Annotated in this window: 19 protein-coding genes; 12 read left to right on the plus strand and 7 right to left on the minus strand. The window is 66.6% G+C overall.

Annotated features, from left to right (window positions below; translation table 11 throughout):
• The first annotated feature begins 142 nt into the window (after positions 1 to 142).
• On the plus strand, positions 143 to 1573 hold the full coding sequence (locus tag GA615_RS00470) for an ammonium transporter (RefSeq protein WP_152049681.1): 1431 nt from the start codon (positions 143 to 145) through the stop codon (positions 1571 to 1573).
• Positions 1574 to 1874: 301 nt separating this feature from the next.
• Here the strand turns inward: GA615_RS00470 and GA615_RS00475 are convergent, their stop codons facing one another.
• From GA615_RS00475 to GA615_RS00485, 3 genes are all read right to left on the minus strand, one after another.
• Positions 1875 to 3185 carry a glycosyltransferase family 4 protein gene (locus GA615_RS00475; RefSeq protein ID WP_152049296.1) on the minus strand — a complete coding sequence of 437 codons (1311 nt, stop codon included), beginning with the start codon at positions 3183 to 3185 and terminating at the stop codon, positions 1875 to 1877.
• Positions 3186 to 3269: 84 nt separating this feature from the next.
• Positions 3270 to 4037 carry a homocysteine S-methyltransferase family protein gene (locus GA615_RS00480; RefSeq protein ID WP_152049297.1) on the minus strand — a complete coding sequence of 256 codons (768 nt, stop codon included), beginning with the start codon at positions 4035 to 4037 and terminating at the stop codon, positions 3270 to 3272.
• 6 nt (positions 4038 to 4043) lie between these two features.
• The gene (locus GA615_RS00485) at positions 4044 to 5123 is read right to left on the minus strand and encodes a site-2 protease family protein (protein WP_152049298.1); all 1080 of its coding nucleotides are present in this window, start codon (positions 5121 to 5123) and stop codon (positions 4044 to 4046) included.
• A 309-nt stretch (positions 5124 to 5432) separates the two neighbouring features.
• On the opposite strand from GA615_RS00485, the gene GA615_RS00490 reads away from it, so the two are divergent.
• The 5 genes from GA615_RS00490 to GA615_RS00510 all read left to right on the plus strand — a co-directional run bounded on the left by GA615_RS00490 (position 5433) and on the right by GA615_RS00510 (position 10003).
• A complete protein-coding gene (locus GA615_RS00490) occupies positions 5433 to 6548 on the plus strand; it encodes a Ca2+-dependent phosphoinositide-specific phospholipase C (protein WP_152049299.1) in 1116 nt (371 codons plus the stop codon).
• A gap of 64 nt (positions 6549 to 6612) precedes the next feature.
• Positions 6613 to 7512 (plus strand): NAD(+)/NADH kinase, encoded by a 900-nt coding sequence (locus GA615_RS00495; RefSeq protein WP_152049300.1) that lies wholly within the window; start codon positions 6613 to 6615, stop codon positions 7510 to 7512.
• A 108-nt stretch (positions 7513 to 7620) separates the two neighbouring features.
• Positions 7621 to 8595, plus strand: coding sequence for a bile acid:sodium symporter family protein (locus tag GA615_RS00500; RefSeq protein WP_152049301.1), 975 nt, complete (start codon positions 7621 to 7623; stop codon positions 8593 to 8595).
• Positions 8596 to 8679: 84 nt separating this feature from the next.
• Complete coding sequence (locus tag GA615_RS00505) at positions 8680 to 9129, plus strand: hypothetical protein (protein ID WP_152049302.1); 450 nt, start codon at positions 8680 to 8682, stop codon at positions 9127 to 9129.
• A gap of 358 nt (positions 9130 to 9487) precedes the next feature.
• Complete coding sequence (locus GA615_RS00510) at positions 9488 to 10003, plus strand: DUF1579 domain-containing protein (protein WP_152049303.1); 516 nt, start codon at positions 9488 to 9490, stop codon at positions 10001 to 10003.
• 257 nt (positions 10004 to 10260) lie between these two features.
• On the opposite strand, the gene GA615_RS00515 is transcribed toward GA615_RS00510, so the two are convergent.
• From GA615_RS00515 to GA615_RS27295, 4 genes are all read right to left on the minus strand, one after another.
• Positions 10261 to 11070, minus strand: a complete 810-nt coding sequence (locus tag GA615_RS00515; protein ID WP_152049304.1) for a PEP-CTERM sorting domain-containing protein — start codon at positions 11068 to 11070, stop codon at positions 10261 to 10263.
• Between the two features lie 816 nt (positions 11071 to 11886).
• Entirely contained in the window at positions 11887 to 13089 is a 1203-nt protein-coding gene (locus GA615_RS00520) for a M24 family metallopeptidase (RefSeq protein ID WP_152049305.1), read from the minus strand.
• Between the two features lie 74 nt (positions 13090 to 13163).
• Positions 13164 to 14576: an amidase gene (locus GA615_RS00525; protein ID WP_161602082.1), complete on the minus strand. Its 1413-nt coding sequence runs from the start codon at positions 14574 to 14576 to the stop codon at positions 13164 to 13166.
• A complete protein-coding gene (locus GA615_RS27295) occupies positions 14573 to 14815 on the minus strand; it encodes a hypothetical protein (protein ID WP_161602083.1) in 243 nt (80 codons plus the stop codon). Before GA615_RS27295 ends, GA615_RS00525 begins: the two co-directional genes overlap by 4 nt.
• A gap of 134 nt (positions 14816 to 14949) precedes the next feature.
• On the opposite strand from GA615_RS27295, the gene mog reads away from it, so the two are divergent.
• From mog to GA615_RS00555, 6 genes are all read left to right on the plus strand, one after another.
• Positions 14950 to 15489: a molybdopterin adenylyltransferase gene (mog, locus tag GA615_RS00530; protein WP_152049307.1), complete on the plus strand. Its 540-nt coding sequence runs from the start codon at positions 14950 to 14952 to the stop codon at positions 15487 to 15489.
• A 223-nt stretch (positions 15490 to 15712) separates the two neighbouring features.
• Entirely contained in the window at positions 15713 to 17335 is a 1623-nt protein-coding gene (locus GA615_RS00535; protein ID WP_201750066.1) for an arylsulfatase, read from the plus strand.
• Positions 17336 to 17621: 286 nt separating this feature from the next.
• Entirely contained in the window at positions 17622 to 18617 is a 996-nt protein-coding gene (locus tag GA615_RS00540; RefSeq protein WP_152049308.1) for an HAD family hydrolase, read from the plus strand.
• A 74-nt stretch (positions 18618 to 18691) separates the two neighbouring features.
• Positions 18692 to 21049, plus strand: coding sequence for an arylsulfatase (locus GA615_RS00545; RefSeq protein ID WP_201750067.1), 2358 nt, complete (start codon positions 18692 to 18694; stop codon positions 21047 to 21049).
• An 81-nt stretch (positions 21050 to 21130) separates the two neighbouring features.
• A complete protein-coding gene (locus GA615_RS00550; RefSeq protein ID WP_152049309.1) occupies positions 21131 to 23479 on the plus strand; it encodes an arylsulfatase in 2349 nt (782 codons plus the stop codon).
• Between the two features lie 321 nt (positions 23480 to 23800).
• A complete protein-coding gene (locus GA615_RS00555; protein WP_152049310.1) occupies positions 23801 to 25165 on the plus strand; it encodes an OmpP1/FadL family transporter in 1365 nt (454 codons plus the stop codon).

The raw sequence follows: 25165 nt of genomic DNA on the forward strand, positions 1-25165 counted from the left end.
CATCGGGCTGGAACGGGTCGAGTTCGATCGTGATAACCTTTGGTTTGACAGCAGGTTATCGCGGTTCTCTGGCCGTCTCTGACAGTTTTCTTCGCCCGATGCTTCCCCCCCATCCTTGCCTCTTTCGACCCCAGAAATGCCCATGATTCGCGCACGATCGCTTCCGTTTTTGGCACTGACAGCTCTGGCACTGGTTGCGCTTTTTGCGACGGGATGGTCGTCGGGCGTACCCGTCGGCGAGGAGATCAGCCCCGGAGACACGGCCTGGATGCTCACGGCGGCGGCCCTGGTGTTGTTGATGACGCCGGGCCTGTCGTTCTTCTATGGCGGCATGGTCGGCTTCAAGAATGTCGTTTCGACGATGCTGCAAAGCGTGATTGCGCTGGGCGTGATCAGCCTGCTCTGGGTGGCCGTCGGCTTTAGCCTGGCGTTCGGTGATAGCATTGGCGGAATCATCGGCAACCCGTTGACGTTTTTGATGTTCGACGGCGTCGGCGGGGAAACGAGCGAGGCCCTCTCGCCCACGATTCCGCTCGTGCTGTTTGCCATGTTCCAGCTCAAGTTTGCGATCATCGCCCCGGCCTTGATTACCGGGTCGTTCGCCGAGCGGGTCAAGTTCTCGGCCTACTTGCTGTTCATGGTGTTGTTCAGCATCGTGATTTACTCGCCACTGGCGCACATGACCTGGCACCCAGACGGCCTCTTGCGCAACTGGGGTGTGCTCGACTTCGCCGGCGGCACGGTGGTGCACATGTCGGCCGGGTTCGCGGCCCTGGCGGGAGCCTTGCTGCTCGGCCAGCGGCACAGCCACAAGAACCGAGAGAACCACGTGCCGGCCAACATCCCGTTTGTGTTGCTCGGCACAGGGATGCTCTGGTTCGGCTGGTTCGGCTTCAACGCCGGATCGGCCCTGGGGGCCAATTCCGACGCGGCGCTGGCCTTTGCGACCACCAACACGGCGTCGGCCGCGGCCATGCTGGCCTGGATCTTCTGGGACTGGATGCTCGGCAAGAAGCCGTCGGCCCTGGGGGCCTGCATCGGGGCGGTCGTCGGCCTGGTGGCGATCACCCCGGCGGCCGGGTTCGTCACGATCCGGGAGAGCATCATCATCGGCCTGGTGGCCAGTGTCGTGAGCAACATCGCTGTCCACCTGAAGACGAAGTCGACGCTCGACGACACGCTCGACGTCTTCCCCTGCCACGGCATCGGCGGCATCGTGGGGATGATTCTCACGGCTGTCTTCGCCGACGGTGGCCTGGCCGAAGGGGAGTTCACCCTGTTCGGCTATCATATGCTCGCCCTGGTGATCGTCTCGGCGTTTACCTTCTTCGGAGCATTGGCCCTTTACAAGGTGGTTGATTTCATCATTCCGCTCCGCGTCACCGAGGAGCAGGAACTGATCGGGCTGGACCTCAGCCAGCACGGCGAGTCGGCCCTCGGCGGCTACTTGCTCGCGGCCACCGTCTCCAGCAATGGCAACGGGCACGGAAATGGCAACGGCAACGGGCACAGCAACGGCCACGCCGAGGCGCCGAAGCCCGAGTCTCAGCTCGCCGCCGGTGGCCCCGCCTGAGCGGTTCCCGCATTCCGGCGCGATTCGAGACCGGCTCGCAGACCCCCTCACCCGGCCTTCGGCCACCTTCTCCCCCGCGAGCGGGGGAGAGGGTTGTGAATATTCTCAGGTGCCGGCTTGTACGGTGTTTCCGTCTCCCTCTCCCTGCTCGGGGGAGAGGGCCGGGGTGAGGGGTCCTGGCGTTCGGAGCCGAGTCTGGCGCATCGTCCGAGCCCCCCGTCATCCGGTCTTCGGCCACCCTCTCCCCCGAGAGCGAGCGGGGGCGAGGGAGCGAACGAGAGGAGCCTCGCGGGCCTCGGGATCAACCGTCGGCGCGGGCGGCACTCGGGGTTTCGGCAGAGGCGTCTGCGAGCGAGCGGCCCTGGCCGACGCCCGGCAGGTGCGGCCCCTTTCCGGCCCGACCGGCGCGGATGGTGGCGATCAGCTCGAAGTAGCGGTCGAGGTGGGCGGCCTCCGACCATTCGTTGATCCGCCTCGAAAAGCCGGTGTGCGAGAGCTCCTCGCGCAGATCGTCATCGTGGACGAGTCGGCGGATCGACCAGAGCAGCTCGGCATCGGTCCGGTAGCCGAGCCCGCCGCCACTGCCGACGGCGTTCTCATAGAGGGCGCCGCCCTCGACATCGACGATCACCGGTGTTCGCACCGAGAAGGCTTCCAGCACCACATAGCCGAACGTCTCGGGAAAGAGAGACGGCACGACTACCGCCCTCGCCCCGTGAAAGAGCCGAGCCAGGCCATCGCGACCGAGCAGGCCCTCAAACTTGACGTTCGGGAGGTCCCTGGCCAGGCTTCGCAGACGCGATTCGTACGGCCCGGTTCCCGCGATCCGCAGATCGACCTCGGGCAGATATCGCATCAACGGAATCAGGCGCTGAAATCCTTTCATGCGGACCAGTCGCCCCGCCGCCGCGACGTAGGGTCGCTCGGTCTGGGTTGGCTCCTCGTCCTCGATCCCGCCCGACCAATCATCGGGCAGGAAGTAGGGGAGGTGGACGAGCGGAGCGCCGATCCCCCTGGCTCGGTGTTCCTCCAGGGCGTGCCGACTGGGGAAGACCAGGGCATCGAGCTGCCGAAGCGATCGGTCGATCAGGCCGGTCGAGCGCCACGCCTGCGGAGGTCGTTTGCCGGCGAGGCTACATTTGATGCATTCCTGCTTATCGCAACGCCTGCGGTCGTATTTCCAGAGCAGGTGCATCGGGCAGATGAGCCAGTGCTCATGAGCCGTCATGATGCGAACCGCATGCGATCCCATCTCCAGGACCGCGGGCCCGCCGACGAGCGAGATGTTGTGGAAGTGGACGACATCGGTCTTCACGTCGTCCAGCAAGGTCTTGAGCGGCTCGGCCTTGAAGTAGGGGCGGCCGGTCACCTGGGTGGCGATCGGGGAGAGAATGCCCGCCTTGCTCTTGAGCGGGTGGACCGTGACCCCCGGCGGTGGCTCGAACGGGCGGAGCGGGTGCTTGCCCCGAACCGACTCGAACGCATCGACGCAGTGCGCGACGTGGACCTCGTGCCCCCTCCTCGCCAGCGCTCCGGCCAGACGCTCGACGTATGCCGCGTCGCCGCCGAAGCTGTGGGCGCCGAAGAAGGTGGTGACCATGCAGATCCTCATCGGCGTCCTCCCTGTCACCGGTGCGTGCCCAGGCCCTCCTGGCCCGGATCGAACCGTCGGTTTACCACGGATCGGCCGATCGGGCTACCCCGATTGCTCCGTCGATCGACGCGGGCCGAGGGCCCGTCGTAAGTCGGCCACGTCGGCCTCGGTCGTGCCGCAGCAGCCGCCGAAGTACCGGACGCCGTGATCGAGCAGGCGGGGGATTTCGTCCATCCAGCCGCCCCCTGAAGGACGGAAGATCAGAGGGAGCTTGACGGGGCGTCGAAGCCGATCGGGCAACGTGACGGCCCGCTCGGGCGGGATGCAGTTCCAGCCGATCGCCTGGAGCCCGACCTCGTTCGGATCGACGTCGAGTTCCGGCAACGGATCGTCGTCGGCCACCAGGGCGTAGGTGACGATCATCGGCAGGCCGACGACCGCGTGCAACGCTCGCAGGCGATCGCCGATGGGTTCGGCCGTGGCGTTCGTTTCCAGCAGGAGCGCATCGACCCCCGCGTCGGCGAGCAGCCGGGCCTGTTCGGCCTCGTCCTCGGTGCCGGGGGCGGTCGGGCCGATGCAGCCGAGCACGAGCCGATCGGGGCCGGCGGCCTCGCGGGCGAGGGTCGCGGCCTGGCGGTTGATCGCCGCCACGTCGGCGGCCCGGCCGTAGCGGCTCAGCCATGCTCGGTTTGCGCCGAAGGAGTTGGTTGTCAAGGCATCGGCCCCGGCCTCGACATCGAGCCGGTGGATCGCGGCCACGGCCTCCGGGTGATCGAGGTTCCAGAGGCTCGGGTCGTCTCGGGTCAGGTCGAGCCCCCGGGCGATCAGGCGGGTCCCCATCGCGGCGTCGAGCAAGAGCGGGCCGATCATCACCGATCAGCCCTTCGACCGTGGCCGCTTGCGATACTTCGTGCTGACGCGGGTGAGGAAGCGCTGTTCCTCCGGTGTCAGGGCATCGCGGCCGTGGTCGTGGATCTTGGCCAGGATCTCGTCCATCCGGCGCTCCTCGGCGGCCTCCTTGATCGACTGCCGATGCCGCCGCGCTTCCGAGCGTCGCCGACGCCAGCGGGCCAGGGCGTTCTCGCGGTACGGGCGGACCTTCGGGCCGCTGCCTTCGAGGCTCGTGTAGCCTTCCGAGAAGTCGTAGCCGAACAGGTTGTCCTCGTAGAAGCCCCCGTCTTCGAGCATCCGCATTTCGAAGCGGACCATCAGCTCGATGAGGATCGCCAGGCCGATCAGCTCGACCCCTCCGGCGTTTTCGGAGAAGAACAGCAGGCGGATCACCCCGATGATCGCCAGCAAGACGGCGAACGACCGGGCCATCCACGGCGCGATCAGGCCGTCTCGCGTGGTCGTCAGCGACGGCCCGGCCAGATACGCCCGCAAGACCCGTCCGCCATCGAGCGGCAGGGCCGGAATCAGGTTCGCCAGGAACAAAACCCAGTTGAGGTAGGCGAACCAGCCGACCAGCCAGATCGCGCCGAGCGCCTCGGCCGGCTCTCCGGCGATGGTCGGCGCCCCGCTGCCCGATCCGCCCGATCCGAAGGGGTTGAGGGTCATCCGGGCATCGGCAAAGAGCAGGCCGACGCCGAGGATCGCGGCCACACTGAGACTTGTGAGCGGGCCGGCCAGGGCCACGGCCATCGACTCTCGGGCGCGGGCGATCGACACCGGCTGCGGTCCCTGGAAGTTCCCGAGGGGCCAGAGCCGCACGTCGTCCGGCTCCAGTTCGAGCCGATAGCTGGCCGCCGCGTGCCCCAGTTCATGCACGCCGAGCGCCAGGGCCAGCAAGCCCAGCCAGGCGAGCGTTTCCAGGAGATCGACCTCCCCCTCGCCGTCGAGCAGGGTCGCCCCCAGCAGCTTCACGACCACAAAGACAATCAGCAGGAAATGCAACCGGACCGGGATACCCACCCAACGGCCCAGGCTGATCGACCAGGAGAACGGATCGGACATGGCGGTCCACTCGCGGGGGGAACCGGGCGGGATTCGGTCGATATGATCGCCACTGTCGCTTCTTGCGCACGATTCAGTCTAGCAAGTCATCCCCCGGCCTCGCAACGCAGCCCCCAACCGCCGGGCCCTGAATCGGAAACGTCCCTCACTCTGGTCGTCTCTGGTGGGACCTGGGCCCTCGGGCTCGCTAGAATGAGGATCACGACCGGCCTTCCATCCTCCGGGCAAGAGGGGGAGCGGCCTGCCCGATCCTGACCACCGCATCAGGCCCGACCCCCCTTTTTTTTGGATCTCTGGAGACGGCCCCGAATGATCGTCCCGTGGCTTCTCGTTTCGCTCGTGCTGCCGACCGTCGGCGATGGTGCGTCCGATCCGATCACCGACGACCTCCGCCTGAATCAGGTCCAGGTCATCGGCACTCACAACTCGTACCACCTCGCTCCCAGTCCCGGCGTGATGGCCTCGATCGCCACGCTCAGCCCCCGGCAAGCCGAGGCGCTCGACTACTCGCATCGTCCCCTGGCCGAGCAGTTCGGCAGGCTCCGGATCCGTCAGATCGAGCTGGACGTCTTCGCCGACCCCAATGGCGGCCTCTATGCCCGTCCGATGGCCCGCGCGGCCCTCATCGAACGCGGCGAAGACCCCGGCCCCGACCCGAACCGAAACGGAGTCCTCGACCAACCCGGCCCGAAGGTCCTCCACGTGCAGGACATCGACTACCTGACCACCGCCTCGACCCTGGCCGATGCCCTCGCTCAGGTCCGCGACTGGTCGAAGGCCAATCCCGATCACCTGCCCATCCTCATTCTCATCGAGCTGAAAGACCGCGCCGTGCCGGGTCTTTCCCCGCCGGCCCCGATCGACGCCGAGGCCCTCGACACGATCGAGCAAACCCTCCGATCGGCCTTCGAGCCCGAGCATCTGCTCACCCCCGACAACGTTCGAGGCGAGTTCGACACCCTTCCCGACGCCCTCCAGACCCGAGGCTGGCCCCGGCTGGCCGAGGTCCGCGGCCGGGTGGTCTTCGCGCTCGACAACACCGACGCGATCCGGGACCTCTATCTCGACGAGCACCCGAACCTCGCCGGGCGCGTGATGTTCGCCGACGCCGGAAGCACCGATCACCCCGCCGCCTCCTGGTTCAAGCGGAACGACCCGATCGCGCAGTTCGACGACATCCAGGCACTCGTCCGGGCCGGTTTCCTCGTCCGGACCCGAGCCGATGCCAACACCCGTCAGGCCCGATCGGGCGACACGACCCAGCGTGACCGGGCCTTCGCCAGTGGCGCTCAGTTCGTCAGCACCGATTACCCCGAGCCCGACCCCCGGTTCTCCCCTTACCGCGTCACGCTTCCCGACCAGGCCGAGGCAATTGCGAACCCGGTCGCCCTGGGACGCGGTGCCCGAGATCCAGCCGATCCCTGAGCCTGGCCGATCGATCGCAACCCCTCGCGCCTCCTCTCCCTTGTGCCTCGATTCGGAGCCCTTCATGTCCGAGCCCAGCAGCACGCCTGCCGAACCGTTGCGGATTGCCGTGCTCGGCAACGCCACCAAGCCCGATGTGATCGCGGTGTCGAAAGGACTGGTCGCGGAGGTCGAGGGGCAGCCGGGGCTGACGCTGGCCGTTTTCGATCTGGGAAGCGAGTCCGACCTCTCGGGGCTGGAGGCCGATATTGCCCTGGTTCTCGGCGGAGACGGCACCGTCTTGCACACGGCTCGACGCATGGGGGACCACCCGATCCCGGTGCTCGGCGTCAATCTCGGGCGGCTCGGCTTCCTGGCCGACCTGACCCCGACCGGTCTCCGCGATCGTCTGGGCGACCTCGCCGCGCGGCGCTTCACGGTCGAGAACCTCATGACGCTCGATTGCACCATCCGTCGGCCCGATGGCCAGACCCTCATGTTTCGCGGGCTCAACGATGTCGTCCTGCGGGCCGCGCCTCCCTTTCACCTGATCGAGCTGGGCCTGCGGATCGACGGCGAGAGCGTCATCAGCTACCGAGGGGACGGCCTGATCCTGGCCACGCCGGTCGGCTCGACCGGCCACAGCCTCTCGGCCGGCGGCCCCATCCTGCCGCCGAACGCCCAGATGTTCGTCATCACGCCGATCTGTGCTCACACGCTCACCCAGCGTCCCCTGGTCGATGCCTCGCACAAGTGGTACGAGGTCATCCCGAGGCTGACCGAGGGGCAGGCCGTCACCGCTGTCATCGACGGCCAGGTGCAGCAACCGCTCGCTCCCGGCGATCGCCTCGCCGTCCGTCGCGGCGAAACCCCGTTCCCGATGGTCCGCCTCTCCGGCCATTTGTTCTATCGGACCCTCCGCGACAAACTCGGCTGGGGGACCGACCCCGCCCTCGATCGCCGATCCGGCACCGGGGGCCTCTGAGGGTGGCCCCGTCGGGTGCCGTCGCGTCCTCGAAGACGCACCTCCCCCTCACCTGGCGTTCCCGGCGTGGCCGACGATCCAAAGTGGTTTTGATGTGTGGCTTTCGTCATGCGATCTCTCCTGCTGCTGCTCTCGCTGGTGATCCTCTCGTCCCTGGCCTATGCCTGGCCGGGGCTCTTCGGCGCTGAGGCGTTTGACCCCTTCCTCGCCAGCCGGGGGGCCTTGTGGGCCTTGATCGCGCTGGCGATGTTCGCCATCGGCTGGCGATTGCCGGGGGACGAGGTGGCTCAGGTCGCCTTGCGATGGCCAAGCGTCCTTGGCGGCACGGCGATTCAGTATGTCAGCATGCCGTTATTGGCCGTGGCCACGGCCAGCGTCGCCCGGCTCGATGCCGACGCCACGGTCGGCCTGATGCTCGTCGGCTGCGTGCCGGGGGCGATGGCCTCGAACGTCCTGACCCTGATGGCCCGAGGCAACGTCAGTTACTCCGTCGGCCTGACCACGGCGGCGACCCTCGCCTCGCCGCTGGTTGTTCCCTTGGTGCTCCGCTGGACGCTCGGCGCCGTCTCGGTCGACTTCCCGACGGTCGAGGCCATGCGGCAACTGGCCGTGTTCGTGGTTTTGCCGGTCGGCCTCGGCCACGCGATCGGCCGATCGCTGCCGCGTCGGCATCGGCTCGACGGGCCGATCGCCTCGCTGGTGGCGAACCTGGTGATCTTGTGGATCATCGCCGTCGTCGTGGCCGGTAACCGCGACCGAATTGCCGGGCCGAGTCCCCGGCTGCTGGCCGCCTTGCTCACGGTGAACCTGCTCGGCTATCTGGCCGGGAACCTGGGCGGTCGGTTGCTCCGGATCGACCCGCCGATGCGGCGTGCCCTGACCCTCGAAGTCGGCATGCAGAACGCCGGCCTGGGCACGACGATGGCCCTGACCCTCTTTCCTGACCGCCCCGCCGCGGCTATTCCGTGCGCCCTGTACACCTTCGGCTGCATGTTCACCGGCACGGCCCTGGCCTCGTGGTGGTCGCTCCGCGCCGACCGATTCCCGGCCGACCCGCGCCCGAAGCCCCCCGAGCGGGTATGATCGGATCGCCGAGGAGGTCGCGCTCCGCTCGGTCGCCGACCTGCCTTGCTAGAGCTGTCTCCCTCATCGAAAAGGAACCTTCACATGATCGCTCGGCTGCTGATTCCCGGCCTGGTGGCCATGCTCCTCGCTCCGGGGCTTGCCGGTGCGCAAGATCCGTTCGGAACCTACTCCTACGTCAAGGGCCAACGCGGCGACCAGAAAATCTCCGCCGATGAGCTGAAGGACAACACCGTCAAGATCGAGGACGGGAAGCTCTCCCTGATCGGCGCCGACGGGACCGTTCAGTTCGAGATCCGCTACGTCATCGACGACGAACCCGAAGATGGCACCTACAAGGCCACGATGGAAATCGTCAAGTCCTCGCTGATGGAAGACGCCGTCGGCGCCAAGGCCAAGGCCCTGGCCAAGTCCGACGGCACCGAGGTCACCCTCATCTACGAGTTCGGCGGCACCGACTACCCCGAATCGTTCGAGCCCAAAACCCCATCGCAGCACCTCTTTGTCCTGAAGAAAGCCCCTGTCGGCAACTGATCGACGCGACCCGCTCGCACTCGTGTGACGGTCTGATCCGACCGTGCCGACGGGGCATCTCGCCCCATCGGTACGGATCGATTCTTCCCACCGGTTCAGGGGGCATCCGTCTGCCCCGTCGCTGGGTTCAGCCTGACGGATCGCCCCGTCGTTCCTTCCTCGTTGGCGGTGATCCACGAGCCCTTTCTCGGCAAACGCATCGACAGTTTTCCGGATTTTGAGTGTACGTCTGTTGACAGATTGCCGATGGTGTGGGAGAACGTCACGAATCCGGTCGGCATCTGTTCGTGTGGACAGGTCGGGCCGGGCCCGCGTGTCCGGGAATCGCTTCGTGACGCGCTGAGCGAAGGAGGGATCGATGCAATCGGAACCCAGCCGCGAGCACCGCTGGCTCGATGCGCTCGTTGGGGAATGGTCGTATGAGATGGAGTGTCTCATGGGTCCGGACCAGCCGCCGATGACCACAAGCGGGACCGAGGTGGTCCGGTCGCTCGGGGGCCTCTGGACGGTGGCCGAGATCCAGGGCACGACGCCCGACGGTCAGCCGACGACTTCCATGATGACCCTCGGCTTCGACCCGGCGGCCGGCCGCTTCACTGGCACCTTCGTCGCCTCGGTGATGACGTACCTCTGGTCCTACCAGGGCTCCCTCGACGCCGATTCTCGTATCCTCACGCTCGATGCCGAAGGCCCGAGCTTCTCCGGCGCCGGGCTTTCGAAGTATCAGGACATCATCGAACTCGTCGACGACGATCACCGGATCATGCGATCGCAGCTCCTCTCTGACGATGGCACCTGGATCTCGTTTATGACCATGCGTTACCAGCGCCTTTCCGCCGCTCCGGGGGCCGCGCGCAGCCTGCTCTCCGCCTGAACAAAAGGGGCCGGGCCTGGAGGGATCGCATGTCCCACCCGGCCCGGCCCTTCCGATCGCATCTTAGAGTCGCTTCCACCCAGAACTCACAACACGTCCCAACGCAACAGAATTCCTTTAATACAACGGCCCTGCCGCCGGCATACGCTAAGACCTTTGCCCTCGCCGCGGCAGGAACCGTGGAGACACCGGCGATCGTCAAGCCCGCTACGCTAAGACCTCCTACACCGGCGTCTCAGTACGGGGGGGTGAGCGGGTCAGCTCGGGTTGGCCTGCCGCTGTCGTCGTCGGCGGTGCAGACCGATTCCGGCCAGCGCCACCGAGCCGATTCCGGCCATCGCCAGTGTTGACGGTTCGGGCACGACCGTTGCCGTCACCTGCTGGAACCCGACATTGAACCGCACCGTCTCGTCGCCGCCGGTCAGCAGCTTGGTGCCCGAAATCCTCCCGGTCAGGGTCCAGTCGACATTGGCCAGGTTTACGCTGGAATACAGCCGTTGATTGACAAAGCCCAGCGGATCGCCGCTGCTGGGCGTGACCGTGCCCGACAGGAAGCCGCCATCGACGAGCGACAGACCGGCGCCGGAGAAGCTCAGGTCGTCGAATGCGAACGACGAGCCCGCCTGCGTCGCCCGAGCGCTCAGCACCAGCGAGTTGAAGGCCAACGGGGGCAGCTTGCCATTCAGCGTGGCCTTGTTCGAGCCTCCCGGACTGCTGGTGAACGTGCCCCACGAGACCGTCCGATCGAGCGATCCCGGCCCGTCGAGACTGAAGACGATTCCCTCGCCGGCGCGGTGTTCCAGCAGGAAGTCGAACACCTGGCCGCTGGTCGTGGCCACGTTGCCCAGCGTGGCCGTCACCTGGTCGGCCGCGGTAACAAGGCTGGGAGCATTGTCGATGCTCACATCAAAGCCCGTGTTCGACAGGCGATACTTGGCATTGGCCACGGTGCCGCCGACCGAGTCGATCGTCACCAAGGGAGAGTTGACGTAGATTTGCCCCGCCTGAGCCTGAACGCCCAGCCCTAGCAAGGCCGCCATTCCGAGAACGATGGATCGACGAACCATGAACGTTGGTCACTCCTTCAAGGATCGAGTACCCAGGGGAGGGGCGAAGTCCCCGCAGTTGCCCGATGGGCTCCCGAGAACGCTGCTCGGACGGCGAGTTTCCCCCCGTCGTGGCTTGCGTCGAACCGAACGCCGTGGCGTCGACTCACCGAGAGTCCATCCGGCCCTCGACCTTCTCTACCCCGACCGTGTCGGCGTCGTGTCCTTCCATGCATGAAAACAACGCTGCTCGGTGAATCGAGGCAACACCCCTTGCCGATCCGCTCCCGCCCGGCCTTGCCTTGCGTCTTCGATTCCTCGAAACAAAAAGTGACTGCCGCTCCTCCCAATCACGAGATTCATAGAGAGTGACGAGGGCGCGCTTGAACCTCTCGCTCGATCCTCCGCGGCCTTCCTTTGCCGTCCGTGTTTCCTCCCGAGCCGCGAATCGCGCTCCCCTGTTTCATGCTCCTTGACAATTCGGCACACGTCCCCGATCGCCCACCCCGGCTCGTTCGAAACAAAAGCCAAGCCTCCAACCCTCGTTTCCCGAAACGAACAGCCTGGATCGCGATAACCTCTGTTTTTCAAATGGCTTGCGGCTTTGGTTCCTGGCGCACCGCCAGTGCGTCGTCGGGCGCACCTCGCCCGGCCGTCGCGTTCGAGGCGACTCGTCCGCGAGCCGGGCGCAATTCGGGCGAAGGCTGTCTCCGAATTCCCGAAACAAACGGGCGGAGGAGATGGGAAACGTCTTTCAGGGTATGGAGTTACGCGTGGTTTCGTCTGCCGATTTACGGCGCACCGAGCCGCGCATCCGAGGCGCACCGACGGTCGCCCTTACTGGCCCGAGGCGGTCGGGTCGCTCAGGATCGGCAGGACGCGGGTTTGCAAGCCGCCGGTGACGTGGACCTCACCGCCGGCGTCGATGAAAACATCGACCTCGGAGCGAACCCCGAACTCGGGCAGATAGATCCCCGGCTCGATCGAGAAACAGGTTCGAGGGAGGACCAGGCGCGTTTCGTGGGTTTCGAGGTTGTCCATGTTCGCACCGTTGCCGTGCGTTTCCTCGCCGATGCTGTGGCCGGTCCGGTGGATGAACGCCTCGCCGTAGCCGGCGGCCTCGATCTCGTGGCGAGCGGCGTCATCGACCTCGAAGCCGCGCAAGGGTGTCCTGGTCTGGAAGGCGTTCCGGACGCGGGCAATCGCGGCGTCTCGGGCCCGGGCGACGATCTGGAAAATGGTTTCGAACTGCTCGGGCACCTCGGTCCCGACGAAGCCGACGCGGGTCAGGTCGCTGTAGACGCCCCCCGGCCGGTCGCACTTGCCCCAGAGGTCGATCAGGACGAAATCCCCCTCGCGGATCTCGGCGTCCTGACCGGCCTTCGGCTCATAGTGCGGGTCGCCGCTGTGGGGCCCGACCCCGACGATCGGCGGCGAGTAGGTCGTCAGGTCGTGGCGCTCAAAGTGGTCGAGGATCAGGCGCTGGACCTCGGTCTCCCGGATCGAGCCGCCCCCGGCGGTTCGCTCGGCGATCAGGCCGAAGGCGATGTTGAAGGCCTCGGTCGTGACGCGGGTCGCCTCCTGGTGCATCGCCCATTGCTCGTCGGTCCAAGACGCCTCGAACTGCTGGATCAGGTCGCCCGAGGGCTCGACCTCGACCCCGAACGAGCGGACCAGCTCGATGACCCCGGCGTCGATCCGGGCGATGTACGGGTTTGAGACCCGAGGGGCGTATTCCATCGCCACCCGCTTCGATCCGCCGAGCATCGCCTGGACCCCGGCCTCCAGCTCCTGCCAGCGCAGGTAGACGGTCGCCTCGCCCGGCAGGTGGTCGAGGGCCCCCGGCTCGATCCGATGGACGAGCTTTTTCGGCTCCCCTTGCTTGGGGATGAAGTAGAAGAAGCGCCGCGACCCGGTCGGCCGGTGGGCCAGATCGAGGACCCGCCGGGACAGCACGTTGTTCCCCCGGAAGTCGTACAGGAGCCAGCCGTCGAAGCCGAACTGGCAGAGGGAGTCCTGAATGGCGGGCAGGTCAAACATCGGTCCGGCTCCTTCGGGAGATGACGCACAGTCGAAGAGGATCAGATGATCGTGTCGGGCTCATGGCGCCTGGCTCAGAGGCCCGGCGGCACCCGATCGGTCCAGTGGGTGGCCCCTTGGTATGCAGCCCCGACCCGCAGCAAGGTCGCCTCGTCCCACGGTCGGCCAACGAGTTGCAGGCCGATCGGCAATCCCGAGCGTGAGAACCCGCACGGGACCGACAGGGCCGGCTGGCCGGTCAGGTTAAAGGGCAACGTATGATCAAGGTAAAGTTGAACCAGGGGTGTCATTTGTCCCCCGGCCTCGACCTCTTGCACCCCGATCGGTGTGGCGACGATCGGGCTGGTCGGCGTGGCGAGCACGTCGAACGATCGCCAGAGAGTTCGGTACTCGTCGATGACCACCCGGCGCACCCGCTGACCGTCGAGGTACTGGTTGCCGGTGAAAAAGAGGCCGGCAAGCAGGAGGTTGCGGACCTCATCGCTCAGGCCATTGTTCATGTGCCTTGCGGTCGATTCGTGGGCCGCGGCGGCCTCGGTGAAGATGATCGCCCGGTGGGCCGCTCGGGCGAATTCGGGGGCGGGGAAGGGGACCTCGACGATCGCAGCCCCGAGCCCTCGTAGGACCTCGACCGCATCGCGGACCGAGGCGGCCACCTCCGGCTCGGCCACGTCGAAGAAGAAGCCCGTCGGCACGCCGATGCGAAGCCCTCGCAGGTCGCTGGCCCCGTCCGGCATGATCGGATCGGGGAGCGCCGGGGCGGGCAGGGTGGTCGGGTCCTTCGGGTCGGCCCCGGCCATGACGCTGAGCATCAGGGCCGCGTCATCGACCGTCCGGGTCATTGGGCCGACGGTGTCCATCGACCAGCTCAGGGGAATCCCGCCGTGTCGGCTGACCCGGCCGTACGTCACCTTCAGGCCGACCACTCCGCAGAGGGCCGACGGCTGACGGACCGACCCTCCCGTATCGCCGCCGACGCTCGCCAGGGCCATGCCGGTGGCCAGGGCAATCGCCCCTCCTCCGGTGCTGCCGCCGGGCACGCGAGCGGGGTCCCAGGGGTTGTGGGCGTCGCCGAAGTGGGGGTTCTGGCTGGTAAACCCATAGGCATATTCGTGCATCAAGGTCTTGCCGACCAGCAGGCAACCGGCCTTGCGCAGGCGGGCGACCGATTCGGCGTCGGCCTCGGGCACGAAGTCGAGCAGGGCGTTCGAGCCGTTGGTCGTCCGCACCCCTTCGGTCCAGAAGCCGTCCTTCACGGCCAGGGGGACCCCGGCCAGGGGGAAGGATTGGCCGGCCGCAACGGCGCGATCGACGGCCTCGGCGTCGGCCATCGCCTGCTCGGCGGTCACGGTGATGAAGGCGCGGAGGCGAGCGTTGTGGGCCTCGATCCGGTCGAGCGCGGAACGGGCCACCTCGACGGCCTTCAACTCGCCGGCGTTGACCCGACGGGCGACCTCTCGGGCGTTGGTCTGGGTGAGGTCGATCATCGGGGCCAGCCCTCCGGATCGAGCGCGAAGGCGACATCCGGCTCGATGCCGTCGAGGTCGAGCAGGGTCATCGGGGCAAGTTCCGCGGACAGGCCGTTGACGAGCGACCGCAGGGGCTCCATCTGGTCGTCCTCGATCTCCAGCCGCAGGACCTCGCGGGCGATCAAGCGAAAGGTGTCCGGGCCGAAGGTCTCGGGGACCTCCTGCAGTGAGGAGGGTCGGGGCGAGGGCGGGCGCATGGTCGGTCGCTCCAGTCCGGTCGATCGGGCCGAGGGTTGAGCCTTCGGGCCGATTGTGCATCGGCCTCCCCTGCTTGCACAATAGGCCGGTCAATCCAGGGCTTCCTCTCCCGACTTGAAGGACCATCGCACCCATGACCGACACTCCGCCCGCCCGCATCGGCATCGTGACCGTCTCCGACCGCGCCAGCCGAGGGGAATACGAGGACCGCGGCGGCCCGGCCATCCATCAGTACTTCACCGAGGTTTTGACCTCGGCCTGGGAGCCGGTTCCTCGGCTCGTCTCCGACGATCGCGAGCAGATTGCCGCGACCTTGATGGAGTTGGCCGACCGCGAAGACTGCCCCCTGATCGTCACCACCGGAGGCACCGGACCCGCTCCCCGGGACGTGACTCCTGAAGCCACGATCGACGTGGCCGAGAAGCTGATGCCCGGCTTCGGCGAGCTGATGCGGCAGGTCTCGCTCACCAAGGTGCCGACGGCCATCCTTTCGCGCCAGACGGCCGTCATTCGCGGGCGGTCGCTCATCATCAACCTGCCCGGTCAGCCCCGGGCGATCGCCGAATGCCTCGACGCTGTCATGCCCGCCGTGCCGTACTGCATCGACCTGATCGGCGGCCCCCGGCTGGAGACGAACCCCGACCGCATCGCCGCCTTCCGGCCGAAGAAGTGAGCGGATCGGCCAAGGAGGGGCGCAAACGCCCAGCCCCTCGCTGCGGAGGCTGAGGGCAGAGCTTCATGGTGTCAGAAAAAAACCAATTATCTTGCAAACCGGGTCAGGGGTCTGTTGTGATGTTTCCTCACCTCGCTCGTGAATCAGCTTCTCTTCTGAAGTCGATTGTGATCGTTTCAGGACGAACATCTTTCCCTGACAATACCTTTCAGAAAAGGCTTGTATGATGAAGCGGACGCTGCAACGCATCCCTTGTGCGCTCCTCCTCGGTCTCGGTGCCGGATTGCTGGGGCTACCGGCTCCGGAGGCGTCGGCCCAGGATGCGAAGAAGCCGAATATCGTCATCATCTGGGGCGACGACATCGGCCGCTCCAACGTCAGCGCCTACACGATGGGCCTGATGGGCTACCGCACGCCGAACATCGACCGCGTTGCCCGCGAGGGGATGATCTTCACCGATTACTACGGCGAGCAGAGCTGCACGGCCGGACGCGCTTCGTTCCTGACCGGACAGCACGGCATGCGAACCGGCCTGACCAAGGTCGGCCTCCCCGGCGCGGAGCTGGGGCTGCAGGCCGAAGACCCTTCGATCGCGACCTTGCTGAAGGCGCAGGGTTATGCCACCGGCCAGTTCGGCAAGAACCACCTGGGCGACCGCAATGCGTACCTGCCCACGGTCCACGGTTTCGACGAGTTTTACGGCAACCTCTACCACCTCAACGCCGAGGAAGAGCCCGAGCATCCCGACTACCCGAAGGACCCCGCCTTCCGGGCGAAGTACGGCCCTCGGGGGGTGCTCGACACCAAGGCGACCGATGTTGACGACCCGACGGTTGACCCTCGCTTCGGCCGCGTCGGTAAGCAGGTCATCGAGGACACTGGCCCGTTGACCAAGAAGCGGATGGAGACGATCGACGACGACATCGCCGCCCGCGCCGTGGACTTCATCGAGCGTAAGGCCGAGGGGGACGAGCCGTTCTTCGTCTGGGTCAACTTCACGCACATGCACTTCCGGACCCACCCGAAGCCCGAGAGCGTCGGCCAGGCCGGGCGCTGGATGAGCGAGTATGCCGACGTGATGATCGACCACGACAAGAACGTCGGCCAGGTGCTCGACGCGCTGGACCGCCTGGGCCTCGCCGACGACACGTTCGTGATGTACAGCACCGACAACGGCCCGCACATGAACACCTGGCCCGATGCGGCCATGACCCCGTTCCGCAACGAGAAGAACTCGAACTGGGAAGGGGCCTACCGCGTGCCGGCGATGGTCCGCTGGCCGGGCAAGATCGAGGCCGGCAGCGTCTCGAATGAGATCGTCTCGCACCTCGACTGGCTGCCGACCTTCCTGGCCATGGCCGGCGACCCGGACATCAAGGAGAAGCTCCTGGAGGGCTACGCCGTCGGCGACATGACCTACAAGGTCCACCTCGACGGCTACAACCTGGTGCCCTACCTCACCGGGGCGGAGGAGGAGGGCCCTCGCGAGTCCTTCATCTATTGCAACGACGACCAGCAGGTCACCGCGCTGCGGTTCGATAACTGGAAGATGGTCTTCCTGGAGCAGCGTGCGCCGGGCACGCTCCAGATCTGGGCCGAGCCGTTCGTCAGCCTGCGGGTCCCGAAGATCTTCAACCTGCGGACCGACCCCTACGAGCGGGCCGACATCACCTCGAACACCTACTACGACTGGCTGATCGACCGCGTCTTCCTGCTCGTCCCGGCGCAGGACTACGTGGGCAACTTCCTGAAGACCTTCATCGAGTACCCGCCCCGCCAGAAGGCGGCCAGCTTCAATCTCGACGAGGTGATGCGGAAGCTTCAGGAGGGGGGGCAGAGCAACTAGGACCGCGTCAGGCCCCGCGTGTCGAGTAGGGCTTGCGGGGCGTATTGCGGGCCTCCTGGGCGGTGAAGTGCCCATCGCCCTTCGCCTCGTCGGGGTGGCTGTCGTCATTCTGACCCCAGGGGGTGTTGCGACGGCCACCTTTCGTCTGCTGGGGTCGTACGACCCCAGCCACCCCATCCCGTATGAATTGCTGAGGTCGAAATACGAGAGCAATCGGCCCGACATCGCGGAGCGCCCGCCCAGCTTCCGTCGGAGTGCCGATTGCCGCCTCCAGGACTCGCCAGCCATGACCGCCCCTCGCCCGACCGTGTTGCTTGCGCTCGTCTTCGGTATCGGACTGGCGGCCCCGGCGCAGGCCGACGACCCGTTGCCTTCCTGGAACGATAGCCCGGCCCGAGAGGCAATCATCGCCTTTGTCGAGGCGGTGACGACCGAAGGGTCGCCCGACTTCGTCCCGCCCGGGGATCGGATCGCGGTCTTCGACAACGACGGTGCCCTCTGGTGCGAGCGCCCGGTCTACGTGCAGGCCGCCTTCATCGCCGACCGGGTCGCCGCGATGGTCGAGGATGACCCCACGCTGGCCGAGCGGCCCGGATTCAAGGCCGTCCTCGACCGCGACCTCAAGGCCCTCGCCGACCTCGGTGAGGCCGGGATCGCCGACCTTGTCGCCGCGACCCACGGTGGGATGACCCCCGAGGCGTTTGAGGCGATGGCCCGCGACTGGCTCGCCACCGCTCGGCACCCCCGCTTCGACCGACCGTACACCGAGCTGACCTACCAGCCGATGGTCGAGCTGGTCGACTTCCTGAGAGGTCACGGCTTCTCGACCTTCATCGTCACCGGAGGAGGTGTCGAGTTCGTCCGCACCTTCGCCGAGCCTGCCTACGGGATTCCGACCCAGCAGGTCGTCGGCAGCACCATCGCCCTGCGCTTCGAGATGCAGGGGGATGAGCCGACGATCGTCCGGGAGCCCCGGATCAGCTTCATCGACGACGGGCCGGGCAAGCCCGTCGGCATCCAGTCTCACATCGGCCGCAGGCCGATCCTGGCCGTCGGCAACTCCGACGGCGATTACGAGATGCTGCGCTGGACGACCGCTGGGGCCGGCCCCCGCCTCGGCCTGATCGTCCACCACACCGACGCCGACCGCGAGTATGCCTATGATCGCGAGTCCCCCGTCGGCCGCCTCGACCGGGCCCTCGACGAGGCGCCGGATCGCGGTTGGGTCGTCATCGACATGAAGCGCGACTGGGAGTCGATCTTTCCTGGCAGCTCGCGATGATCCTGAGGCACTCGGGACGCGACTCTGGCCGGTGAGCCCGTCGCCTGGACACTCACCTCGAACGAAAGGGTACCATGCACACGCGAGTTCCATGGATCGCCTTCCCGGTGGTGGCGTTGGCGACGGCCCTTGTCATGGGGGCTGGCCTTCGAGCCCAGGACGACGCCCCACGCCCTGACGGCGGGCAGCTCCCACGGCCCGACCCGGAGTTCGGCGGCAAGATCGGCCGCACGTACGAGGATTCCACTCCTGATTACCCCGAGCCGGTCAAGGCCCCGGAAGGCAGCCCGAATGTGCTGCTGATCCTCCTCGACGACGTCGGCTTCGGGATGTGCTCGACCTTCGGCGGGCCGGTGGACACGCCGAACCTTCAGAAGCTTGCCGACAACGGGATTTCCTTCACCCGGTTCCACACGACGGCCCTGTGTAGCCCGACCCGAGCGGCGCTGCTCGCCGGGCGAAACCACCACACCGTCGGCACCGGCGTCATCATCGAGATGGGCACCGGCTACCCCGGTTACACCGGCATCATCCCCCGGAGCACCGCGCTGGTCTCCGAGACCCTCAGCCAGAACGGATACGCCACCGCCGCGTTCGGCAAGTGGCACAACACCCCCGAGCCGGAGATCAGCCCGGCCGGGCCGTTCGACCGCTGGCCGACCGGCCTGGGGTTCGAGTACTTCTACGGCTTCAACCAGGGAGAGGCCCACCACTTCTACCCGACGCTCTATCGCAACACCGTCCCCGTCGCCCCCCCGAAGACCCCCGAGGAAGGCTATCACCTCACCGAGGACTTAACCGACGAAGCGATCTCCTGGACCCGGAACGTCCGCGCGGCCGACCCCGACAGGCCCTGGTTCGCCTACTTCAGCACCGGTGCTGTCCACGCTCCGCATCATGTCCCGGCCGACTGGCGGGGCAGATTCAAGGGTCAATTCGACCACGGTTGGGACAGGCAGCGCGAGCTGACGCACGCGAAGCAGCTGGAGATGAAGGTCATCCCCGAGGGGACGAAGCTCACCCCCCGACCCGAGGAGCTCCCCGCCTGGGACGAAACCCCCGAGGATGCCCGGCGGGTCTACCTCCGCCTGATGGAAAACTATGCCGAGTTCATGGCCCACACCGACCACGAGATCGGCCGGCTGATCGACAGCCTGGAAGCCTCCGGGGAGCTGGACAACACGCTGACCATCTTCATCGTCGGCGACAATGGGGCCAGCGCCGAGGGTGGGCTCGAAGGCACCTTCAGCGAGCTCGCCAGCCTGATGGGCGTCCAACTCGGCCTGGAGAGCACGATCAACCGGATCGACGAGATCGGCGGGCCGACGAGCGAGCCGCACGTCCCCGTCGGCTGGGCCTGGGCCATGGACGCCCCGTTCCAGTGGACGAAGCAGATCGCCAGCCACTTCGGCGGCACCCGCAACCCGATGGTCGTCCACTGGCCGGCGGGCCTCAAGGCGAAGGGCGAACTCCGCACGCAGTTTCACCATGTGATCGACGTGGTTCCGACGATCCTGGAGGCGTGCGAGATCCGCGAACCGGCCGAGGTCAACGGCATCCCCCAGAGGCCGATCGAGGGCATCAGCATGCTCTACTCCTTCGAAGACGCCGACGCCGAGGGCCGGCGACACACGCAGTACTTCGAGATGCTCGGCAACCGGGGGATTTATCACGACGGCTGGCTCGCCTGCAGCCGGTTCGGAGTCCCCTGGCAGACCGCGGGCCGGGAGGGCGACATCCTCGACACCCCCTGGGAGCTCTACCACATCGACGAGGACTTCAGCCAGGCCATCGACCTCGCCGCGGCCAACCCGGACAAGCTGAAGGAACTCCAGGCGCTGTTCCTCGATGAAGCCAGGAAATACAACGTCCTGCCGCTCGATTCCCGGCTGTCAGAGCGGATGGACCCGAAGCTTCGAGTCGGCGGTGAGCCTCCCACGAGCTGGACGTATTTCGGCAACAACGTCCGGCTCCCCGAGCCCATCGGGCCGCAGCTCTTCCCAAGAGGCCACGCCATCACCGCGGAGCTAACCGTCCCCGAAGGCGGCGTCGAGGGCGTGGTCACCTGCGCCGGTGCGTTCTCGGCGGGCTGGTCGCTCTACGTCAAGGATGGTAAGCCGAACTTTCGCTACACCTTTTTCGACATCGCCGATGTCAACGTCCCCGGCACAGTCGATCTTCCGGAGGGTCAGGTGACCCTCAAGGCGGAGTTCACCCCGGACGGCACCCCAGAGGGTGGCGGTACGTACAGGATGTTCGTCGATGGCCAGCCGGCCGGCGAGGGGAAGGTGGAACGGTCGCTCGTTCGCCACGGCCTGGAACCGTTCGAGGTCGGTCGCGACTCGATCACCCCGATCGACCCGGCCTACAAGGACGAGGGCGACTTCCCGTTTACCGGGACAATCGACAAGGTGATGTTCGAGCTCAAGTGATCCGAGGTCGTGCACGCCACGGCGATCCCCACCCATCATCGACCCCAGCAACATCGACCCCAACAACCACGAGAACGCCCCATGTCCCGACTGTCGACCGCTCGCGTTCCCCTCGCGATCGCCGTCTTGCTGCTGGTCCCGGCCATCGCCCCGTCGCAGGAGGTCTTGCCCCGGCCCGAGGAGCCGTTTCGGGGGAAGATCGGCCTGACGTACAAGGACTCCGAGCCGGTCAAGCCCGAGCTGAAGGTCCCGGCAACGTTCGGTCTGCAAGAGCCGCCGAACATCCTGATTGTGCTGCTCGATGACGTGGGCTACGGCCAGATGGGCACGTTCGGGGGCGGCATTCCGACCCCGACCCTGGACCGCGTCGCGGCCAACGGGCTGCGGTATACCCGGTTCCACACGACGGCCCTCTGCTCGCCGACCCGGGCGGCGCTCTTGACCGGCCGGAATCACCATTCCGTCGGCACGGGTGTCATCGGTGAGGCCGGCACAGGGTTCCCCGGCTATAGCGGGATCATCCCGGCCAGCGCGGCGACCTTCGCGGAGGTCCTGCGCGAGTACGGCTACGCCAATGCCTGGTTCGGCAAGAACCACAACGTCCCCGACTGGGAAACCAGCCTCGTCGGCCCGTTCGACCGTTGGTCCGACGGGCTGGGTTTCGATTACTTCTACGGCTTCGTCGGTGGCGATACCGACCAGTACAGCCCGGCCCTGGTCGAGGGCAGGAAGCGGATGGAGGCCCCGGAGACGAATGAGGACGGCTCGCCGTATCACCTCACCACCGACCTTGCCGATCACGCCATCCGGACCTTCCGGGCCTCCAAGGCCGTGGCACCGCAGCGTCCCGTGTTCCTCTACTTCGCCCCCGGCGCCACCCATGCCCCCCACCAGGCGCCAGAGGATTGGATCGAGAAGTTCAAGGGCCAGTTTGATCTGGGCTGGGATGCCTACCGCGAGCAGACGTTCGCCCGCCAGAAGGCGTTGGGCGTCGTCCCGCAGGACGCGAAGCTCACCCCCCGCCCGGACTCGCTCCCGGCCTGGGACGCGCTCCCCGAGAACGAACGCAAGGTCTACGCCCGCATGATGGAGGTCTTCGCCGCTTTCACCGCGCACGCGGATCACGAGGTCGGCCGGATCGTCGACGCGATTGAGCAGGCCGGGGAACTGGACAACACCCTGATCCTCTACATGGCCGGCGACAACGGCTCCAGCGCCGAGGGGGGCCTGAACGGCCTGCTCAACGAGATGACCTTCTTCAACGGCATCCCCGAGCCGCTGGAGCTGAAGCTCGCCGCCCTCGACACCCTCGGCGGCGACCTGCACTACAATCACTTCCCGGCCGCCTGGGCCTGGGCGATGGACACCCCGTTCCAGTGGACGAAGCAGATCGCCAGCCACTTCGGCGGCACCCGGAACGGCCTGGCCATCTCCTGGCCGAAGGGGATCAAGGCCCGCGGCGAGATCCGAGACCAGTTCCACCACGTCATCGACATCGCGCCGACGATCCTCGAAGTGGTGGGGGTCGAATTCCCCTCGCAGTTCAACGGTGTGGCGCAGAAGCCGATCGAGGGCGTGAGCATGGCCTACACGTTCGACGACGCCGACGCCCCCGATCGTCGAACGACCCAGTATTTCGAGATGCTCGGAAACCAGGGGATCTATCACGATGGCTGGATGGCCAGCGCGATCCGGGCCATTCCCTGGCTGAGCGAGCCCGAACCGGCCGACCTGCTCGACATGCCCTGGGAGCTTTACCACGTCGACGAGGACTTCAGCCAGGCGGTGGACCTCGCCGCCGAACACCCGGAGAAGCTCGACGAGCTGGTCAAGCTCTTCTTCGCTCAGGCGGCGCGATACGACGTTCTGCCGCTCGACGATCGCAGGACCGAACGCCTGAACGTTGCGAACCGACCGAGCCTCACGGAGGGCCGGACCTCGTTCACCTATCCGAACCTGCTCCGCCTGACCGAGGGGGCCTCTCCCGACCTCAAGCACCGGAGCCATACGATCACGGCCCGGGTGGGGATCCCCGAGGGCGGTGCCGAGGGGATGCTCTTCACCCAGGGGGGGCGTTTCGCCGGGTATGGACTGTTCGTCCAGGGCGGGAAGCTTGTCTATCACTACAACCTTGCCGGCGTCGAGCGTTACACGATTGCGTCCGACGAACCGATCCCGACGGGGGACGTCACCCTCAAGGCCGTCTACGAGACCGACGCCGACCAGCCCTTCGCCGGGGCGACCGTCAGCTTGTTTGCCGACGACCGGAAGATCGGCGAGGGCCGCGTCGAGAAGTCGATCCCGAACCGCGTGACACTCGACGAGACGCTCGACATCGGCTTCGATACGGGGACGCCGGTCACCGAGGACTATGCCGTGCCCTTCCGCTTTTCCGGAAGGCTCGACGCCGTGACCATCGAACTGAATTGAAAATGTTCGAGAAGGCCCACCCGGTCGCCTCGCGGAGTGGCAACCCGCGAGGCGACCGGACACCGGCGGAGCCCGGTCCAACCCGAATACGGCTTCTTGTCTGCGGATGGGGCTGACTTTGACGGTCTTGCCGTTTTTCCTCAATTTTGGGGCGAGTCCTCCCGATCTTTCCTGGAGTCAATCCCTCTCGATGCCGGAACGCGGGGGCTGGGGCCATTGGCGCGGCCAGACGCGTGGGGGTGCCGCACCCAATGAGGGCCGACGGGAATCGGGCTTTGCGGTGCCGGTCTGGTCAACGCTCTTCAAGAAAAGGACTCGATCATGGTCCGTTTGAGCGACCTGCGGTGCGTGGCCGTCCTCGTCCTGTTGGCCGTCTGCACGGGCCAAGCCGGGGCTCAGGGGGTGGTTTCTCCGGGGGCAGGGCCGATCAACCGCGCGATGGCCGGTGCCTCGACGGCGGCCCCTGTCGACTTCGGCGCCAGCTACTGGAACCCGGCGACGCTGAGCTTCCTGGAACGGGACGAGGTCCTGTTCGGCTCGGAGTTGATCATCCCGAGCATCCACTATTCGGGGGCCCTCCCGGCGGGATCGATCAACGGTGTCTTCCCGACGACCAGCCGTTTCGGCACCTCACGCAGCGACAGCGGGGTGGCGAGTAACATTGCGGTCGGCGGGTCGTTCCGGCTCCGCCCCGAGTCGCCGTTCACGATGGGCCTCGGGATCTTCGGTCTGGTCGGGGGGAACGTAAACTTCGCCGGGAATTACATGACCCCGCCCCTTGGCCCCCGGCAGCCCCCTGAGTACTTCGGGCTGGGGCCGATCTATGCGAATACGGCGTTGCTCGCGATCAAGCCGATGGCGTCGTACCGGGCGAGCGACCGCCTCTCGGTCGCCCTGGCTCCCGTGATCACGACCGGCACTGTCCAGTTCAGCCCGGCCTTCTTCGCGCCTGGCCCCCCGGACCAGTTCGGTGTCGCGACGTTCCCGCCCGCCACCAATGCCCGGCCCTTCTGGGGAGCCGGCTTTGAGATCGGCCTCTTTTACGAGCTGACCCCCTCGTGGAACGTCGGCTTCTCGTACAAGAGCCCGATCTGGCAGGAGAAATGGTCGTATAACAGCTTCAATCCCGACCTGTCTCCCCGCCGGATCGGCATCCAGGCCGAGGTCCCGGCCATCTACTCGTGGGGCGTTGCCTACAAGGGGATCGATCGGCTCCTGATCGATGTCGACCTGCGCTATTTCGACTACGGTAATGCCGCGCTCTGGGGGGATTCGCTCCAGAGCGGCGGTCTGAACTGGAACAGCATCTTCGCCGTCGCGGTCGGTGGGCAGTATCAGCTTACGGAACGCCTCACGCTCCGCGGCGGCTACCTGTTCAACGAGAATCCGATCAACGAGGTCCAGACGCTGTTCAATGTCCAGGCGCCGGGGTTCCTCCAGCACTCGCTGTCCCTGGGTGCCTCCCTCCGCCTGAACGAGAACATCGTCTTCTCGGCCGGCTGGGTTCATGCGTTCCGCAACGACATTGAAGGGCCAATCGCCCAGATTCCCGGCTCCAGCGCCCGGATGGATGGCCAGGTCGACTCGATCCTCGCCGGCCTGACGATCCAGTACGGGGCGCCGAAGAACCCGGCCCGAAGCGCTGCCGGAGGGGAGGCCGGATCTCCGGTTGCCGCCTCGTACTGA

The sequence above is a fragment of the Tautonia marina genome, from assembly GCF_009177065.1.
GTDB lineage: Bacteria > Planctomycetota > Planctomycetia > Isosphaerales > Isosphaeraceae > Tautonia > Tautonia marina.

What these genes read in the sequence shown, in the direction of transcription:
- GA615_RS00470 (WP_152049681.1), top strand. Translation starts at nt 143, where the DNA reads ATGATTCGCGCACGATCGCTTCCGTTTTTGGCACTGACAGCTCTGGCA.
- GA615_RS00475 (WP_152049296.1), bottom strand. Translation starts at nt 3,185, where the DNA reads ATGAGGATCTGCATGGTCACCACCTTCTTCGGCGCCCACAGCTTCGGC.
- GA615_RS00480 (WP_152049297.1), bottom strand. Translation starts at nt 4,037, where the DNA reads ATGATCGGCCCGCTCTTGCTCGACGCCGCGATGGGGACCCGCCTGATC.
- GA615_RS00485 (WP_152049298.1), bottom strand. Translation starts at nt 5,123, where the DNA reads ATGTCCGATCCGTTCTCCTGGTCGATCAGCCTGGGCCGTTGGGTGGGT.
- GA615_RS00490 (WP_152049299.1), top strand. Translation starts at nt 5,433, where the DNA reads ATGATCGTCCCGTGGCTTCTCGTTTCGCTCGTGCTGCCGACCGTCGGC.
- GA615_RS00495 (WP_152049300.1), top strand. Translation starts at nt 6,613, where the DNA reads ATGTCCGAGCCCAGCAGCACGCCTGCCGAACCGTTGCGGATTGCCGTG.
- GA615_RS00500 (WP_152049301.1), top strand. Translation starts at nt 7,621, where the DNA reads ATGCGATCTCTCCTGCTGCTGCTCTCGCTGGTGATCCTCTCGTCCCTG.
- GA615_RS00505 (WP_152049302.1), top strand. Translation starts at nt 8,680, where the DNA reads ATGATCGCTCGGCTGCTGATTCCCGGCCTGGTGGCCATGCTCCTCGCT.
- GA615_RS00510 (WP_152049303.1), top strand. Translation starts at nt 9,488, where the DNA reads ATGCAATCGGAACCCAGCCGCGAGCACCGCTGGCTCGATGCGCTCGTT.
- GA615_RS00515 (WP_152049304.1), bottom strand. Translation starts at nt 11,070, where the DNA reads ATGGTTCGTCGATCCATCGTTCTCGGAATGGCGGCCTTGCTAGGGCTG.
- GA615_RS00520 (WP_152049305.1), bottom strand. Translation starts at nt 13,089, where the DNA reads ATGTTTGACCTGCCCGCCATTCAGGACTCCCTCTGCCAGTTCGGCTTC.
- GA615_RS00525 (WP_161602082.1), bottom strand. Translation starts at nt 14,576, where the DNA reads ATGATCGACCTCACCCAGACCAACGCCCGAGAGGTCGCCCGTCGGGTC.
- GA615_RS27295 (WP_161602083.1), bottom strand. Translation starts at nt 14,815, where the DNA reads ATGCGCCCGCCCTCGCCCCGACCCTCCTCACTGCAGGAGGTCCCCGAG.
- mog (WP_152049307.1), top strand. Translation starts at nt 14,950, where the DNA reads ATGACCGACACTCCGCCCGCCCGCATCGGCATCGTGACCGTCTCCGAC.
- GA615_RS00535 (WP_201750066.1), top strand. Translation starts at nt 15,713, where the DNA reads ATGATGAAGCGGACGCTGCAACGCATCCCTTGTGCGCTCCTCCTCGGT.
- GA615_RS00540 (WP_152049308.1), top strand. Translation starts at nt 17,622, where the DNA reads ATGACCGCCCCTCGCCCGACCGTGTTGCTTGCGCTCGTCTTCGGTATC.
- GA615_RS00545 (WP_201750067.1), top strand. Translation starts at nt 18,692, where the DNA reads ATGCACACGCGAGTTCCATGGATCGCCTTCCCGGTGGTGGCGTTGGCG.
- GA615_RS00550 (WP_152049309.1), top strand. Translation starts at nt 21,131, where the DNA reads ATGTCCCGACTGTCGACCGCTCGCGTTCCCCTCGCGATCGCCGTCTTG.
- GA615_RS00555 (WP_152049310.1), top strand. Translation starts at nt 23,801, where the DNA reads ATGGTCCGTTTGAGCGACCTGCGGTGCGTGGCCGTCCTCGTCCTGTTG.